At 38.1% G+C, this 16,849-nt stretch carries 8 protein-coding genes, 10 tRNA genes, 3 rRNA genes and 1 riboswitch; of the genes, 18 read left to right on the top strand and 3 right to left on the bottom strand.

Annotated features, from left to right (window positions below; translation table 11 throughout):
• Positions 1 to 2: 2 nt before the first annotated feature.
• The 14 genes from FP435_RS06090 to FP435_RS06025 all read left to right on the top strand — a co-directional run bounded on the left by FP435_RS06090 (position 3) and on the right by FP435_RS06025 (position 11,290).
• A tRNA-Tyr gene (locus tag FP435_RS06090) sits at positions 3 to 84 on the top strand.
• Between the two features lie 6 nt (positions 85 to 90).
• Positions 91 to 161 (top strand) — tRNA-Trp (locus FP435_RS06085).
• A 28-nt stretch (positions 162 to 189) separates the two neighbouring features.
• A tRNA-His gene (locus FP435_RS06080) sits at positions 190 to 262 on the top strand.
• Between the two features lie 7 nt (positions 263 to 269).
• A tRNA-Gln gene (locus tag FP435_RS06075) sits at positions 270 to 341 on the top strand.
• 24 nt (positions 342 to 365) lie between these two features.
• Positions 366 to 436: transfer RNA gene (locus tag FP435_RS06070), tRNA-Cys, on the top strand.
• A gap of 29 nt (positions 437 to 465) precedes the next feature.
• Positions 466 to 549: transfer RNA gene (locus FP435_RS06065), tRNA-Leu, on the top strand.
• A gap of 123 nt (positions 550 to 672) precedes the next feature.
• Positions 673 to 1,839, top strand: coding sequence for a glycosyltransferase family 4 protein (locus FP435_RS06060; RefSeq protein ID WP_265483320.1), 1,167 nt, complete (start codon positions 673 to 675; stop codon positions 1,837 to 1,839).
• Entirely contained in the window at positions 1,832 to 2,878 is a 1,047-nt protein-coding gene (locus tag FP435_RS06055; protein ID WP_265483319.1) for a glycosyltransferase family 4 protein, read from the top strand. The genes FP435_RS06060 and FP435_RS06055 overlap by 8 nt, the downstream gene beginning before the upstream one ends.
• Entirely contained in the window at positions 2,875 to 3,888 is a 1,014-nt protein-coding gene (locus FP435_RS06050; protein WP_265483318.1) for a lysylphosphatidylglycerol synthase transmembrane domain-containing protein, read from the top strand. Before FP435_RS06055 ends, FP435_RS06050 begins: the two co-directional genes overlap by 4 nt.
• Positions 3,889 to 3,896: 8 nt before the next feature.
• Positions 3,897 to 5,960, top strand: coding sequence for an LTA synthase family protein (locus tag FP435_RS06045; RefSeq protein WP_265483316.1), 2,064 nt, complete (start codon positions 3,897 to 3,899; stop codon positions 5,958 to 5,960).
• Positions 5,961 to 6,322: 362 nt separating this feature from the next.
• Positions 6,323 to 7,893 (top strand): 16S ribosomal RNA (locus FP435_RS06040).
• A gap of 229 nt (positions 7,894 to 8,122) precedes the next feature.
• Positions 8,123 to 11,029 (top strand): 23S ribosomal RNA (locus FP435_RS06035).
• Between the two features lie 59 nt (positions 11,030 to 11,088).
• Positions 11,089 to 11,205 (top strand): 5S ribosomal RNA (gene rrf, locus FP435_RS06030).
• The 16S, 23S and 5S rRNA genes sit together here with 1 tRNA gene alongside, the layout of an rRNA operon.
• 12 nt (positions 11,206 to 11,217) lie before the next feature.
• A tRNA-Asn gene (locus tag FP435_RS06025) sits at positions 11,218 to 11,290 on the top strand.
• A 287-nt stretch (positions 11,291 to 11,577) separates the two neighbouring features.
• Here FP435_RS06025 and FP435_RS06020 read toward each other — a convergent pair.
• Positions 11,578 to 12,969: an MFS transporter gene (locus tag FP435_RS06020; protein WP_265483314.1), complete on the bottom strand. Its 1,392-nt coding sequence runs from the start codon at positions 12,967 to 12,969 to the stop codon at positions 11,578 to 11,580.
• Between the two features lie 123 nt (positions 12,970 to 13,092).
• Here FP435_RS06020 and FP435_RS06015 point away from each other — a divergent pair.
• From FP435_RS06015 to metK, 4 genes are all read left to right on the top strand, one after another.
• Positions 13,093 to 13,182: transfer RNA gene (locus FP435_RS06015), tRNA-Ser, on the top strand.
• A 179-nt stretch (positions 13,183 to 13,361) separates the two neighbouring features.
• Positions 13,362 to 13,433, top strand: a tRNA-Glu gene (locus FP435_RS06010).
• 5 nt (positions 13,434 to 13,438) lie between these two features.
• A tRNA-Val gene (locus tag FP435_RS06005) sits at positions 13,439 to 13,511 on the top strand.
• A gap of 72 nt (positions 13,512 to 13,583) precedes the next feature.
• A riboswitch (SMK box riboswitch) is annotated at positions 13,584 to 13,662 on the top strand.
• Positions 13,660 to 14,868: a methionine adenosyltransferase gene (gene metK / locus FP435_RS06000; RefSeq protein ID WP_265483312.1), complete on the top strand. Its 1,209-nt coding sequence runs from the start codon at positions 13,660 to 13,662 to the stop codon at positions 14,866 to 14,868. It overlaps the preceding riboswitch by 3 nt.
• A 99-nt stretch (positions 14,869 to 14,967) precedes the next feature.
• On the opposite strand, the gene FP435_RS05995 is transcribed toward metK, so the two are convergent.
• Positions 14,968 to 15,729, bottom strand: a complete 762-nt coding sequence (locus FP435_RS05995) for a YibE/F family protein (RefSeq protein ID WP_265483310.1) — start codon at positions 15,727 to 15,729, stop codon at positions 14,968 to 14,970.
• Positions 15,726 to 16,829: a YibE/F family protein gene (locus tag FP435_RS05990; RefSeq protein ID WP_416209748.1), complete on the bottom strand. Its 1,104-nt coding sequence runs from the start codon at positions 16,827 to 16,829 to the stop codon at positions 15,726 to 15,728. The genes FP435_RS05995 and FP435_RS05990 overlap by 4 nt, the downstream gene beginning before the upstream one ends.
• Between the last annotated feature and the right edge of the window lie 20 nt (positions 16,830 to 16,849).

Raw genomic sequence — 16,849 nt, 5'->3', positions numbered from 1 at the left:
CTGGAGGCCTAGCGAAGTGGCTAAACGCGGCGGTCTGTAAAACCGCTCTCTCTGAGTTCGGTGGTTCGAATCCACTGGCCTCCATAAAATAGGGATATCGTATAAAGGTAGTACATCGGTCTCCAAAACCGCTAGTGTGGGTTCAATTCCTACTATCCCTGTTTTGATATATTATTTATCAAATCCACGGCGGAATTGGTGAAGTGGTTAACACACCGGTTTGTGGATCCGGCATGCATGGGTTCGATCCCCATATTCCGCCCTAACATTGGAATATAGCCAAGCGGTAAGGCAATGGACTTTGACTTCATCACGCGCTGGTTCGAATCCAGCTATTCCAATTGGTTATTGTAAACGCAGAAGGTGGCGGTGTAGCCAAGTGGTAAGGCAGAGGTCTGCAAAACCTTTATCGTCGGTTCAAATCCGATCACCGCCTTTGTCTGGAGTTCTAGAGTTTAACTTTATGGCGATGTGGCGGAATTGGCAGACGCGCCAGACTCAAAATCTGGTGTCCCTTGGGACGTATCGGTTCGACCCCGATCATCGCTATTAATCAGACAGGAAAAAAACACGTAAGCTTATATACTTACGTGTTTTTTTGTATTCTTGATTCTCGTTGTAATCTTTCTCTTTAAACTTTATAATATAAAGAAGAAATATGGAGGTAGCTTTATGAACATTGGTCTATTTACAGATACTTATTTTCCCCAAATATCTGGAGTAGCGACTTCAATTCAAACTTTAAAAAATGCATTAGAAGCTCAAGGTCATTCTGTATTTATTTTTACTACTACCGATCCTCATTTGCCTAAAGGGACAGTTGAGCCAAATGTCTTTCGTTTAAGTAGTGTACCTTTCATTTCTTTTACAGATCGAAGAATTGCATTTAGGGGATTATTTCAAGCTACCAAAATAGCTAAAGAAGTAAAATTGGATGTCGTTCACACCCAAACTGAATTTTCGATGGGTGCTATTGGTAAATATGTTGCCCATAATCTTAAAATCCCTGCTATTCACACTTATCATACAATGTATCAAGACTACTTACATTACATTTTAAATGGTCATTTATTAAAACCATATCATGTAAAGCAATTTTGCCGAGCATACCTTCATAATATGGAAGGTGTTATTGCTCCAAGCATCCGTGTAAAAGATACTTTAAGAGAATATGGGGTAAAGATACCTTTGAAGATAATTCCGACGGGAGTGGATCTTAAAGGAATTAATGAGACCCCTCGAAGAGATGTAAGAAAAGATTTAGGATTAAAAGAGAGTGATAAAGTATTATTAACTTTGAGTAGAGTAGCTCCTGAAAAGAAAATAGGTAATTTATTAGCAGTCCTTCCAGAATTAATTAAGAAGCATCCCACTGTAAAGCTTGTAATTGCGGGCGATGGACCGGATCTCAAAAATTTAAAAAATAAAGTTGAAGAGATGCACTTAGAGGAATATGTACTTTTTATTGGAAGTGTGGAGCATAGTGATGTGGGAAATTATTATGCGATGGCTGATCTTTTTGTTTCAGCAAGTGATACCGAAACTCAAGGATTAACTTATATAGAAGCAATGGCAGCAGGAACACCAAGTATTGTTTATGCGACTGAATATACTGAACAAATATTTAACCATAAAGAATTAGGGGCAGTTTTCACTTCTCAAAAACAAATGGCAGAATTGATAGACAACTATTTAAATAAGGTACCACTTGTAATTTCTAAAGATCTATTAAAAGAAAAGCTAAAAGAAGTATCTGCTGAAACTTTTGCAAAAAATGTCGTGAACTTCTATCAAGAAGCAATAGATAAACTAAACACAACTGAGGTATTAGATGATTAGAATTAATATGTTTTCTCAAGCTGATAGCGTTCAAGGTCAAGGCGTGGGGTCAGCGTATAAAGAATTAATCCGACTCTTGAGAAAGAAACTCGTTGATGACTTTTATGTCACGGTTAATCGCTATGGAACCAGTGATCTCACGCATTACCATACAATTAATCCAACCTATTTTGCCAATAGTTTTTCTAAAAGTCGTGGTCGAAAGATAGGATATGTACATTTTTTACCTGAAACCTTAGAAGGATCTATAAAACTTCCTGGATTTGCTCAAGGAATTTTGAATAGATATATAATTGATTTTTATGATCGCATGGATCAAATTGTAGTAGTTAATCCGATGTTTATTGGAAAGTTAGCTCAGCATGGGATTGATCCGCAAAAGGTAAAATATATTCCTAATTTTGTCTCAAAAAGTGAATTCTATGAACAAACTCAAGAAGAAAAAAATGCGTTTCGAAATTCTTTAGGAATTCCCTTAAATAAATTAGTTGTTTTTGGGGATGGACAAGTGCAAGAACGTAAGGGTGTAGATGATTTTGTCAAATTAGCAAAAAAGAATCCAGATATTCAATTTATTTGGGCAGGTGGTTTCTCCTTTGGAAAAATGACCGATGGCTATAATCACTTCAAAGAAGTAGTTGCTAATCCACCTAAAAATCTTACCTTTACAGGTATTGTGGAAAGAGAAAAACTAGTAAATTACTTAAATATTGCAGATGTATTTTTGCTACCATCATTTGATGAACTTTTCCCAATGTCAGTATTAGAAGCATTTAGTTGTAATACTCCAGTTTTATTAAGAGATTTGGAATTATATAAGTCTATTATTGATGGTTACTATATGCCAGGTAGGAATTTTAATGAATTGAATAGCTGGCTGCAAGAAATCAAAAAAAATCCATATATTCTTGCAAAATATAAAGAACTTTCTCGTCAAGCAAGTAATCAATATTCTGAAGATCACTTAGCAGAAATTTGGAAGGATTTTTATACTGAGCAATATGAATTAGGGAAAAAGTTAGGACAAATAAAACTATGAACAAAAAGCACCTAATTGGAATTATTATAGTTTTAATAATTAGTGGTGGAGTGATATATTTTCAGTTAAAAAACACTCCAATTAATTCCCTAATTCAAGCTGCAAAGAGTTTGAATCCTTCTTTCTTAATTCTAGTTTTTGCAATTATGATTTTATCCTATGTTTTTGAAGCTGGAATTTTGGCTACTCTTTCATATGAGAGAAAAAAAGAGTATTCTACTTGGGCTTTTTTTAGAATACCGTTGATTCAAGCTCTCTTTAATGCTATTACTCCGTTATCAACGGGAGGACAACCTTCACAATTAGTTGCAATGATGCAAATGGGGATGAAGGGAGCAAGGGCAACTTCAATTTTGCTGATGAAGTTTATAATTTATCAAATTTGTGTTCTTTTTGCCTATGTTTCAACAATTGCTTTTGGCTTCAAAATGATTGCTGGCAGGTTTAGTGGACTGGCTTTATTTATTTTTATTGGATTTCTAATTCATATTAGCTCAATTATGTTTTTATTGGCGGTTATGTTTGCTTATAACTGGACAAAAAAAATCACCCTATGGATTATGAAAATTTTGGAAAAAGTTTTTGGGACGAAAAGAGTGAATAATTGGCGTCAATCAACTTTAAACCAAATAGAAACTTTTTATCAAGAAGGACAAAAATTAAAAAGAGAAAAAAAGAAGCTTCTGATTGCTAGTATTTTGACAATTGGACAATTACTATGTTTTTATTCTATTCCATACTTTATTTTACTAGCACTTAATTTACATCCTTCGTGGTTAGCTGTTACCGGGATGAATATCATGATTATAATGTTTATGGCAATTGTTCCAATTCCAGGTGCATCTGGTGGAGCTGAGTTTAGTTTTCAGACTTTATTCTCAATTTTTATTTCTTCAAATGCACTATTGACATTAGGGATGTTTTTATGGCGATTTACCACTTATTTCTTAGGATTAATTTTAGGAGTAGTGGGTTGGATTATTAAGCCTAAAAAGGTAGAAGAAAGTTGAGACTATGTATGCAAAAAATTAAAAAAATTAAAGATTGGTTTTTAGATACAAAATTAGGCTTTTTTACGTTCATGGTTGTTTTGTTCTGGCTAAAAACTTGGCTTATCTATTTAACAAAATTTAATTTAGGTGCTGAGGGAGCAATGCAACAATTTTTGTTACTGATAAATCCTGTGGCACCAGCCATAATCTTATTAGGAATTGGGCTATTCATCAAAGGACGAAAATCTTACTGGATAATGGCTATAATTGATTTTTTGCTTTCTCTTTGGCTTTTTGCGAATATTTTATATTATCGCGAATTTTCTGATTTTTTATCCATCTCAATTATTAAAACTTCGGGCTCTAGTTCCGATAATCTTGGAAAGAGTATTGCAGGTATAACCAAGGGAACAGATTTTTTAGCCTTTTTGGATGTGGCTTTAATTATAATCTTGCTTATCTTTAAAGTCTTTAAGATTGATCCAAGAAAATTAAAGTTAAAAGTGGCAGGTCTAATTGAAGTTTGTGCATTTTGCTTGTTAGGCATTAATTTAACTATGGCACAGCAAGATCGTTCTGGATTGTTAACAAGGACATTTGACAATAACTATATTGTTAAATATCTGGGACTTAATAACTATGCAGTGTATGATTCATTTAAAACAGCTCAGACCAATGCGATAATGGCAAAGGCCAATCAGAATGATTTAAAGTCAGTTGAAAATTATATAAAGAAAAACTACATTCCCCCTAATCCAGAATATTATGGTGTAGCGAGGGGAAAAAATGTATTAGTAATTCATTTAGAAAGTTTTCAACAGTTTTTAATTGATTATAAATGGCATGGGAAAGAAGTAACACCTAATTTAAATAAAATTTATCATTCTTCTAATACTATTAGTTTTGATAACTTTTTTAATCAGGTAGGCCAAGGGAAAACCTCTGATGCTGAAATGATGTTAGAAAATTCGTTATTTGGATTACAGTCAGGGTCTGCAATGTCTAGTTATGGGACATCAAATGTTTTTCAAGCTACTCCAGCTCTTTTGGATCAAAAAGCAGGTTATACTAGCGCAGTAATGCATGGAGGCGCAGGATCATTTTGGAACAGAGATAATGCTTATAAATCATTTGGATATGACTACTTTATGCCACTATCGTATTATCAAAATAAAAAGGGATATTACATTGGCTATGGTATAAAAGATAAACTATTTTTTAAACAATCAGTTCAATATATCGAACGTTTACCGCAACCCTTTTATTTAAAAATGATTACTGTATCTAATCATTATCCTTATGATTTGGATAAGCAAAATCAAACTATTTCTAAAACAGATACTGGTGATAATACAGTGGATGGTTATATCCAGACAGCTCATTATCTAGACCAGGCTATCGGTGAATTAATGACCTACTTAAAAAAGTCGGGTCTAGAGAAAAACACATTAATTATGTTTTATGGTGATCATTATGGAATTTCTGGGAATCATCATAAGGCTTCAGCCCAATTACTAGGGAAAAGTAGCTTTAATGATTTTGATAATTTACAATTTCAAAGAGTACCTTTAATGTTTCATATGAAAGGGCTAAAAGGAAAAATTGATCATACATATGGGGGAGAAATTGATGTTAGGCCAACACTATTTAATCTCTTAGGAATAAGTGACAAAGGGCTAATTCAATTTGGACATAGTCTTCTTTCAAAAAATGCACCGCAAATTGTGGCGCAACGAAATGGAGATTTTATTACACCGACATATAGTAAAGTAGATGGCAGATACTACTATACAAGAACAGGGATGCTCATAGAACATCCAACTAAAAAGCAAAAACAAGAATTAGGTTTGATCTCAAATACTGTGACTAGTGAATTATCTTTATCAGACAGGGTAATAACAGGAAATCTGCTGAGGTTTTATAAGGTTAAAGATTTTAAGGCAATAAATCGAAAAGATTATAATTATAAAAAAGAAAAGTCGCTTGAAAAGTTAAAGAGTGCAAAAACTACCTTGTTGGATAAAAATAAAGGAAAGTCCACAGAAGATTTATATAAAACAAATGCGCCAGAATTAAAAGAAAAGAATTAAAACTAATCTCACTTAAATGGAAAAGACAAAGTAAAGTTGTTTAGCCATGAAAGTGAGATTTTTTATAATTATATTTAAAAAATATGTTGACAAAGATGAATAAACAACGTATAATAATAAAATGTCTTCGGGATAACAAACCGGCGACAAAGAATTTTAAAATTATCTCTTGCAAGTAAAAAGCAAGTATGATATAATAGATAAGTCGTCAATCGACGCTTTAGTACCTTGAAAACTGAACAAAAATTCGTAAGTGTGCGGGGGAAATAAACCCCAAACAAAGCGAAGTCAATTCGCAAGCAATAAATTTGAGATAACAAATCAAAAAAACGTTAAGAGCTAAGAAAAGCTCATTTCAAAAAGGAAATGAGAGTTTGATCCTGGCTCAGGACGAACGCTGGCGGCGTGCCTAATACATGCAAGTCGAGCGAGCTTGCCTAGATGATTGAAATGCTTGCATTTCATGAAACTAGATACAAGCTAGCGGCGAACGGGTGAGTAACACGTGGGTAACCTGCCCAAGAGACTGGGATAACACCTGGAAACAGATGCTAATACCGGATAACAACACTAGACGCATGTCTAGAGTTTGAAAGATGGATTTCTATCACTCTTGGATGGACCTGCGGTGCATTAGCTAGTTGGTAAGGTAACGGCTTACCAAGGCAATGATGCATAGCCGAGTTGAGAGACTGATCGGCCACATTGGGACTGAGACACGGCCCAAACTCCTACGGGAGGCAGCAGTAGGGAATCTTCCACAATGGACGAAAGTCTGATGGAGCAACGCCGCGTGAGTGAAGAAGGGTTTCGGCTCGTAAAGCTCTGTTGTTGGTGAAGAAAGATAGAGGTAGTAACTGGCCTTTATTCGACGGTAATCAACTAGAAAGTCACGGCTAACTACGTGCCAGCAGCCGCGGTAATACGTAGGTGGCAAGCGTTGTCCGGATTTATTGGGCGTAAAGCGAGTGCAGGCGGTTTAATAAGTCTGATGTGAAAGCCTTCGGCTCAACCGAAGAACTGCATCAGAAACTGTTAAACTTGAGTGCAGAAGAGGAGAGTGGAACTCCATGTGTAGCGGTGGAATGCGTAGATATATGGAAGAACACCAGTGGCGAAGGCGGCTCTCTGGTCTGCAACTGACGCTGAGGCTCGAAAGCATGGGTAGCGAACAGGATTAGATACCCTGGTAGTCCATGCCGTAAACGATGAGTGCTAAGTGTTGGGAGGTTTCCGCCTCTCAGTGCTGCAGCTAACGCATTAAGCACTCCGCCTGGGGAGTACGACCGCAAGGTTGAAACTCAAAGGAATTGACGGGGGCCCGCACAAGCGGTGGAGCATGTGGTTTAATTCGAAGCAACGCGAAGAACCTTACCAGGTCTTGACATCCAATGACAACCTAAGAGATTAGGCTTTCCCTTCGGGGACATTGAGACAGGTGGTGCATGGCTGTCGTCAGCTCGTGTCGTGAGATGTTGGGTTAAGTCCCGCAACGAGCGCAACCCTTGTCATTAGTTGCCATCATTAAGTTGGGCACTCTAATGAGACTGCCGGTGACAAACCGGAGGAAGGTGGGGATGACGTCAAGTCATCATGCCCCTTATGACCTGGGCTACACACGTGCTACAATGGACGGTACAACGAGAAGCGAACCTGTGAAGGCAAGCGGATCTCTGAAAGCCGTTCTCAGTTCGGATTGTAGGCTGCAACTCGCCTACATGAAGCTGGAATCGCTAGTAATCGCGGATCAGCACGCCGCGGTGAATACGTTCCCGGGCCTTGTACACACCGCCCGTCACACCATGAGAGTCTGTAACACCCAAAGCCGGTGAGATAACCTTTAAGGAGTCAGCCGTCTAAGGTAGGACAGATGATTAGGGTGAAGTCGTAACAAGGTAGCCGTAGGAGAACCTGCGGCTGGATCACCTCCTTTCTAAGGAAGGGCAACTGATGGAGAGTGTGAAGACACTAAAAGAAGTCAGAAAGCCAAACAAGAAAAAGGCACACAGAAGAATTTTTGTTTAGTTTTGAGGGCAGTAAAGAAGTTCTCAAGAGTTAGTACATTGAAAACTGAATATAATCAAAGCAAAAAACCGAGACAATCGAAAGAGAAACAGATTGAAGAGCGACCGAGAAGAAGAGAGAAACTCAAACTTGAAATAGGTCAAGTAGAAAAGGGCGCATGGTGAATGCCTTGGCACTAGAAGCCGATGAAGGACGTGACGAACCACGAAAGGCTTCGGGGAGCAGTAAGTAAGCGATGATCCGGAGATATCCGAATGGGGGAACCCAATACCGAGAGGTATTATCGTATGATGAATAAATAGTTATACGAAGGAAGACGCAGTGAACTGAAACATCTAAGTAGCTGCAGGAAGAGAAAGAAAAATCGATTTCCTAAGTAGCGGCGAGCGAACAGGAAAGAGCCCAAACCAACTGGCTTGCCAGTTGGGGTTGAAGGACTGCGATGTAGTACTTGAAGTGATAGCAGAATTATCTGGAAAGATAAGCCAGAGAGGGTGATAGCCCCGTAAGCGAAATTGCGACAAGACTTAGCAGGATCCTGAGTAGGTCGGGACACGAGGAATCCCGATTGAATCCGCGAGGACCATCTCGTAAGGCTAAATACTAACTAGTGACCGATAGTGAACCAGTACCGTGAGGGAAAGGTGAAAAGAACCCCGGGAGGGGAGTGAAATAGAACCTGAAACCGTGTGCCTACAAGTAGTCAGAGCACATTAAAGTGTAATGGCGTGCCTTTTGTAGAATGAACCGGCGAGTTACGTTATGTTGCAAGGTTAAGTCAGAAAAGACGGAGCCGTAGCGAAAGCGAGTCTGAATAGGGCGAAAGAGTAATGTGACGTAGACCCGAAACCAAGTGACCTACCCATGACCAGGTTGAAGGTGTGGTAAAACACACTGGAGGACCGAACCCACGTGAGTTAAAAATCGCGGGGATGAGTTGTGGGTAGCGGTGAAATTCCAAACGAACTTGGAGATAGCTGGTTCTCTCCGAAATAGCTTTAGGGCTAGCCTCGTGTGAATGATAATGGAGGTAGAGCGCTGTTTGGACTAGGGGCCCGTCATGGGTTACTGAATCCAGATAAACTTCGAATGCCAGATATCAATGCACGGGAGTCAGACTGCGAGTGATAAGATCCGTAGTCGAAAGGGAAACAGCCCAGATCACCAGTTAAGGTCCCCAAATCTATGCTAAGTGGAAAAGGATGTGGAGTTGCGTAGACAACTAGGATGTTGGCTTAGAAGCAGCCATCATTTAAAGAGTGCGTAATAGCTCACTAGTCGAGTGACGCTGCGCCGAAAATTTACCGGGGCTAAGCATAGTACCGAAACTGTGGATGCATATATTATATGTGTGGTAGGAGAGCGTTCTAAGTGCGGTGAAGTTAGATCGAGAGGACTAATGGAGCGCTTAGAAGTGAGAATGCCGGTATGAGTAGCGAAAGATAGGTGAGAATCCTATCCGCCGTAAGACTAAGGTTTCCTGGGGCAGGCTCGTCCGCCCAGGGTAAGTCGGGACCTAAGGTAAGGCCGAGAGGCGTAGCCGATGGACAACAGGTAGAAATTCCTGTACTGAAACTGCTTGTTATGAGCAATGGAGGGACGCAGGAGGCTAATGACGCATGGTGTTGGATATCCATGTGCAAGCGTTAAGAGTTAAGATGAGTCAAATGCTTGTCTTTAAAAGCTTGAGACGTGATGCGTAGTGAAGTTAAGTAGCGAAGGTCATGATGTCACACTGCCAAGAAAAGCTTCTAGCCAGAGTAGTTTTACCCGTACCGCAAACCGACACAGGTAGTCGAGGAGAGTATCCTCAGGTGAGCGAGAGAACTCTCGTTAAGGAACTCGGCAAAATGACCCCGTAACTTCGGAAGAAGGGGTGCTGATTGTAAAAGATCAGCCGCAGTGAAGAGGCCCAAACAACTGTTTATCAAAAACACAGGTATCTGCAAAATCGTAAGATGACGTATAGGTGCTGACACCTGCCCGGTGCTGGAAGGTTAAGAGGAAAGCTTAGCGCAAGCGAAGGTTTGAATTGAAGCCCCAGTAAACGGCGGCCGTAACTATAACGGTCCTAAGGTAGCGAAATTCCTTGTCGGGTAAGTTCCGACCTGCACGAAAGGTGTAATGATTTGGGCACTGTCTCAACGAGAGACTCGGTGAAATTATAATACCCGTGAAGATGCGGGTTACCCGCGACAGGACGGAAAGACCCCATGGAGCTTTACTGTAGCTTGATATTGAGTATTTGTTAAACATGTACAGGATAGGTAGGAGCCAGAGAAGATAGGACGCTAGTTTTATCGGAGGCAATGTTGGGATACTACCCTTGTTTGATGGATCCTCTAACTCAGATCGCTAAGCGCGGTCGAGGACAGTGTCAGGTGGGCAGTTTGACTGGGGCGGTCGCCTCCTAAAGTGTAACGGAGGCGCCCAAAGGTTCCCTCAGAATGGTTGGAAATCATTCGCAGAGTGTAAAGGTATAAGGGAGCTTGACTGCGAGAGCTACAACTCGAGCAGGGACGAAAGTCGGGCTTAGTGATCTGGTGGTACTGTATGGAAAGGCCATCACTCAACGGATAAAAGCTACCCTGGGGATAACAGGCTTATCTCCCCCAAGAGTTCACATCGACGGGGAGGTTTGGCACCTCGATGTCGGCTCGTCGCATCCTGGGGCTGAAGTCGGTCCCAAGGGTTGGGCTGTTCGCCCATTAAAGCGGCACGCGAGCTGGGTTCAGAACGTCGTGAGACAGTTCGGTCCCTATCCGTCGTGGGCGTAGGAAATTTGAGAGGAGCTGTCCTTAGTACGAGAGGACCGGGATGGACATACCGCTGGTGTACCAGTTGTCGAGCCTTCGGCATCGCTGGGTAGCTATGTATGGACGGGATAAGCGCTGAAAGCATCTAAGTGCGAAGCCCCCCTCAAGATGAGATTTCCGATGCGAAAGCAGTAAGACACCTTAAAGACGATGAGGTAGATAGGCTAGGAGTGTAAGCTCAGTGATGAGTGAAGCGGACTAGTACTAATCAGTCGAGCACTTGACCAAAGCTCTAGGTTTTAGGCTTTAGATTATATTCAGTTTTGAGTGTAATAACTCAGAAAGAGTACGGTGGCAATGGCAAGAAGGAAACACCTGTTCCCATGCCGAACACAGAAGTTAAGCTTCTTAACGCCGAAAGTAGTTGGTGGGAAACTGCCTGCGAGGATAGGTAGTTGCCGTGCTCTTTTACTTATTCCGGCTTAGCTCAGTTGGTAGAGCACCTGACTGTTAATCAGGCTGTCGTCAGTTCGAGTCTGACAGCCGGAGTTCAAATTGTATTAGTCACTAGTCCACTTGAAAGTACATCTTCAGGTGGATTATTTTTGTTTTTTGGAATCTACTTTCTTCTAATTGCCTGCTTGCTTTGGCTCCTATCCTTGGATAGCACTACAATAATATAATCTCTCCTTATTCTTAAGGTGGTCTCCTAATAAAAAATATTCAATAAATCTAAAGAAATTTTAGATTTATTGAATACAACTATAAGGGAACTAGTCTAGAATCTTTTTAAACTTAGTATAAATTCTCCCTCTTCTTTAATATATCTTCACTCTTTACTTATTCGATTTGGGAATAAAGAAAAACTCTATCACTAAGCTCAGAGAGATTAAAAGGATTAAAGTGATGAAAATCCTTTTATTCCCCTGGGCTGTTCCATTAGCTAGAGACTGGGAAGTAGCTTTTTGACTTATTGCAATTAAGCTTCCCGCTAATGCTGTTCCTACTGCTCCGGAAAATTGTTGTAGTGTATTGTAGATAGCATTTCCTTCAGCTTGTTCCTTTTTTGTTAGCGCTGTTAGCCCACTTGTCATTAGGGTACTAAAGCTTAGTCCATATCCTCCATAGTAAAGGATATATAAAAAAATAATAAGAGTATTAGTAAGATGTGGAGTGGAAAGAAATAATAGAGAAAGACTCAGTAAACTAACAAAGGTTCCACTTATTATAGGTAACCGATTGCCCCGTTTTGCTAAAATTTTTCCTCCTACAGCTGCCATGATAGCATCGGCGATGGCCCCTGGTAATAAAATCCACCCTGCTATAGAGGAACTCCCAAAATTGACCAATTCAATATATAAGGGGAGGGCAAATCCTAATGCTAGAGTTGAAATCTTAGCTATACAATAACAAACTAATTGCATAGTGAAAGTGATGTCTTGAAAAATTTTAGGATTAATTAAAGGATTCTTATCCCTCCAAGATAATTTCCCCCAAATTATTAGGCTAATAATACCCCCAATTATAAAACTACTAACTTTATATGAAAGTAAAGAATTTTTTACAAAATTTGTAAATCCGATTATTAAGAGAATTAGCCCTATTCCTAGAGTTACCCATTGAAGAACTTTGAAATGAACTTTTTTACTTGCTAAGGAAAGTTGCGGAATAGTAAAAAGACCACTAATTAGCCCAATGGTCCCTAAAATAAATGAGATGATAAATATCCATCTCCAGTTTAACCTTTGAGTTATTATTCCTCCAAACACTGGCCCAATTGCTACAGCAGCTGCAGTAATCATAGTTCCAATTCCCATCATAAAATCAAGATGAGCTTTTGGGACTTTTTCTAGAATAATGTTATACATTAAGGGAAGGCCGATTCCAGTACCAATCCCTTGGAAGATGCGACCAAGTAAAAGGAAATCAAAACGTGGAGAAACAATGTCAATTAACAACCCCATCATAAAAATTAATATTCCACTTAAAAAAATATTTTTTGTAGAAAAACGTAATTTGATTTGAGAACTTATTGGGACGATAACTGCAATAACTAATAAAACAATTGTATTAACCCATTGAACTTGACCAGTTGTAACAGAAAATTCATTAATTAGTATTGGAAAAGTTACAGTAGTAGCAGTTTCATCTAAGATCCCCAAAAAAGATAATATACCAGCTGACAAAATTGCAATTAATAATTTTCTATTTAATCTTTTAGATTCCATAATTACCTCTTTTCTTAGTAATCTAACATAATTAGTATAAACTTTTTAAGAAAGAAAACTAAATTTTTGATTGACAGATAGATAAAGAAAGACTTATAATATTTAAGTAACATTTAAATACATGGAGTGTTGTCCGAGAGGCCGAAGGAGCATGATTGGAAATCATGTATACGGGTATTCCCTGTATCGAGAGTTCGAATCTCTCACACTCCGTTAAACGGATCTTTTAAGTAAAGGATCTTTTATTTTATTAAAAAAGTACTTGCTTTTTCTTTGCAGGATCTGTATTATATTATTTGTCGGTAAATGAGATCACCAGTTTAAAAAGTGATAAAAAAGTTATTGACATTGTAATTGATTATAGTATAATTAATAATTGTGTTAAAGATGACGGCCCGTTGGTCAAGTGGTTAAGACACCGCCCTTTCACGGCGGTAACATGAGTTCAAATCTCGTACGGGTCATGAACGGAGGATTAGCTCAGCTGGGAGAGCATCTGCCTTACAAGCAGGAGGTCACAGGTTCGAACCCTGTATCCTCCATCGTTCAGAGAGGCCACCAATTTTGGTGGTCTTTTTTATTACCTTCTTTGAACGAATAACTTATTATGTTAGATCGGTTAAGGTCCCGAAAGGATCCGGAGACGGAGATGCCTTGTAACCGAAAAGTTTTATTTAGGGGGACTCCTTTATGACAAAAGAAAAGCGTTTATTTACTTCAGAATCTGTTTCTGAAGGACATCCTGATAAAGTAGCAGATCAAATTTCAGATGCGATTTTAGATGCGATTTTAGCTAAAGATCCAAATGGGAGAGTAGCATGTGAAACTACTGTCACTACTGGTCTTGTATTGGTAGTAGGAGAAATTTCAACTACTGCTTATGTAGATATTCAGAAAGTTGTTAGAGATACAATTATTAAAATTGGTTATAACAGACCAGAATTAGGATTTGATGGAGATAATTGTGCAGTACTTGTTGACATTGATGAGCAATCTCCAGATATTGCTGGAGGAGTAGACAGTGCCTTAGAAGTAAGAGAAAGTAATTCTAAAGATAAAGATGAGCTAGATCAAATTGGTGCTGGAGATCAAGGATTAATGTTTGGGTTTGCAATTAATGAAACTCCAGAATTAATGCCATTACCAATTGCTTTAGCGCATAAATTAATGCAACGTGTGGCTAAGTTGCGCAAAGAAAATACTTTACCTTGGCTTCGTCCAGATGCTAAGGCTCAAGTAACAGTTGAATACGATGAAAATAATAAGCCTAAAAGAGTTGATACTGTCGTAATTTCAACACAAACCGATGATCAAGTAAGTAACGAAGTTATTCGTTCTAGCATGATTAATGATGTAATTAAAAAGGTAATTCCAAGTAAGTATATTGATGAAAATACCAAATATTTAATTAATCCATCTGGTCGCTTTGTAATTGGGGGACCTAAAGGAGACTCTGGTTTAACAGGCCGAAAAATTATTGTGGATACTTATGGAGGCTATGCACGTCATGGTGGGGGTGCATTTTCTGGAAAGGATCTTACTAAGGTTGATAGAAGTGCCAGTTATGCTGCTCGTTATGTAGCTAAAAATATTGTAGCAGCAGGGTTAGCAGATCAATGCGAGATTCAGCTTGCTTATGCAATTGGGGTAGCGCACCCAGTATCAATTATGGTTAATACGGCTGGAACTGGAAAAGTAAGTGATGAATTATTAGTTGAAGCAATTCGAGATACTTTTGATTTACGTCCAGCAGGGATTATTAAAATGCTTGATTTACGCCGCCCAATTTATGGCCCTACAGCTGCTTATGGTCACTTTGGTAGAACAGATATTGATTTACCTTGGGAACACACCGATAAAGTAGAAGAATTAAAGAATTACGTTAATAATCATAAATAAATTTTATTAAATTTAATTACTAATAATAAAAATGGATAATCTTGATGAGAGCAATCTTCGCAATTGAAGTTTGTATTCTCATCAGTTGATTATCCGTTTTTATTTTGACTTTTTGAAAATAGGAATTGGATGTGTTACAAGGTAAATAGATAATGGAACAACTAAAATCACTCCTATTAGTGAGTAAAACATGATTAAAAGATTATTGATCACTAGTTTGTCATTAATAATTTCGCCGATGGAGTAATGAAGAGGGTAGAACCAAAGAATTAGAGGGAGTAAACTTCCAAATATTCCATACGTAATGGTATTGAGAGAAGTCCCGATAATATCACGTCCAATTGAAAATCCACTTTGTTTTAAGGTGTAAGTAGAAAGAGTAGAATTATTATTTTTAAGCTCTAAAAGTCCAGCCGTAATAGCGACAGCTGCTTCTGCAATTGCTCCTAATGCTGAAAAAATTGCAACAGTAACAGAAATTAATGGATAACTAAGGCCAGGTTGTTGGGATTGTCCAATAAGAACATCATTTGCTTCAATGTTCATACCAGCTGCTTGAGCAAAATATTGGCCTGCAATGATAATTAAGATAACAATACAAGCAATAATTAGCGAACTTATAAAAGAAGTCCACCCGACCTTTTTATTTCCTGTTCCTACAAAAATTATTGTAGCTAGTTTTAGCGGAATAAATATCAGAGTTAGGATAATGATATTTAAGCCAGTCGCAATTAAGATAGCAACAATCACTAATAAAAGAATGTTAATTAAAATACTAAAGAAACTTCTGATTCCTACTTCACCACCAATTATTGCCATTAAAATTGCCAGTAAAACAATTAATGCAAAAAGAGTACTCATTTTTTATCCTCCTTCTTAAAAAAGAGTAGGCTACATCCTGTAGCACTAGCAACAGTTAAAACAATTCCAATTGCGGCTACCATTGTTTGTGTAAGACCAAGAGTCAAAGAATAATTGAAACTATCTACAATATTGCTGTTATCTCTAAGATAAAGTATCAATAAAGGAAGTTCACTAGCTATGAAAATTAGTAATAAAACGTTAATTAAAGGACCCATAATTTCTTTTCCTAGAGCTTGTCCACTTTTTAAAATTTCTTTTTGAGTTATTGTAGGATTATGAATAATTAGTTCGCTTAAACTTGATACAATGTCAGTTGATTCATCTAAAACTGCACCTAGTACACTGAGAAGTGTTTGGGCGAGGAACACACCTTGTAAATCTTGATTAGAAAAATCAGAATTATCATACATCATTTGAGAATTTCCCGTTAGTTTCATTACTAGGTAACAAAGGAAAAATGAAGTGAAGAGTCCAATTAGAGTAGAGAGCCAAGTAACAAGCATTTTTTTATTAAATCCTTGTACAATTAATAAGGCTAAAAATGATAAAATAATTGTTCCGGCCCCGTAAAGAAGAATATTATGAAAAGAATGGGTTTGGATGTCTAAGCTAATTAAGGCAAAAAATATCCCCCAACTGATTGTCATAGAAACAAGGAGAGCCCAGACGTGTTTCCCAGCTATTAAAATTATTGAGCAAAGTGTTAAAGTACCTAATGCTACCAAGATCCAATCACGTTTAATAGTCGAAATTGTAGACCGATGGCGAATAAATTTTATTAATAAGTGATCATTAGGGCGATATTTTTGAGTTAGGAGTTGAGAAGGCGAGTAGGTATTGGTAAGGCGGTAAACTTTACCTGAGTTTTTACCAGATAGAACTTTAATATCGAATTTTTGCAACCGAACTTGATCATGATTTTGGTAGATATCTTTTGTGTTATGAGAAAGAGTATCAGAAAAATTATTCTTTTGAATCACAGCGATGTCTTCGTGATGGTAAAGAGAGGTTGAATTGTAAGTTATCCAGGTTAAAATAATGCCGCCAATTAAAACGCATAAGGCAGCCCATATGCGAAGATTGATCTTTTTTTTAATAATAATCACTCCTTAAGTTG

This window comes from Lactobacillus sp. PV037 (assembly GCF_014522345.1).
Lineage (GTDB): Bacteria > Bacillota > Bacilli > Lactobacillales > Lactobacillaceae > Lactobacillus.
The sequence above is the reverse complement of the archived record's forward strand: the minus strand, read 5'-3'. Positions and strand labels throughout refer to the sequence as shown.

Bases quoted from the DNA above. Each gene is read 5' to 3' on its own strand.
- metK (WP_265483312.1), top strand. From the start codon at position 13,660: ATGACAAAAGAAAAGCGTTTATTTACTTCAGAATCTGTTTCTGAAGGA.
- FP435_RS05995 (WP_265483310.1), bottom strand. From the start codon at position 15,729: ATGAGTACTCTTTTTGCATTAATTGTTTTACTGGCAATTTTAATGGCA.
- FP435_RS06050 (WP_265483318.1), top strand. From the start codon at position 2,875: ATGAACAAAAAGCACCTAATTGGAATTATTATAGTTTTAATAATTAGT.
- FP435_RS06060 (WP_265483320.1), top strand. From the start codon at position 673: ATGAACATTGGTCTATTTACAGATACTTATTTTCCCCAAATATCTGGA.
- FP435_RS06045 (WP_265483316.1), top strand. From the start codon at position 3,897: ATGCAAAAAATTAAAAAAATTAAAGATTGGTTTTTAGATACAAAATTA.
- FP435_RS06020 (WP_265483314.1), bottom strand. From the start codon at position 12,969: ATGGAATCTAAAAGATTAAATAGAAAATTATTAATTGCAATTTTGTCA.
- FP435_RS06055 (WP_265483319.1), top strand. From the start codon at position 1,832: ATGATTAGAATTAATATGTTTTCTCAAGCTGATAGCGTTCAAGGTCAA.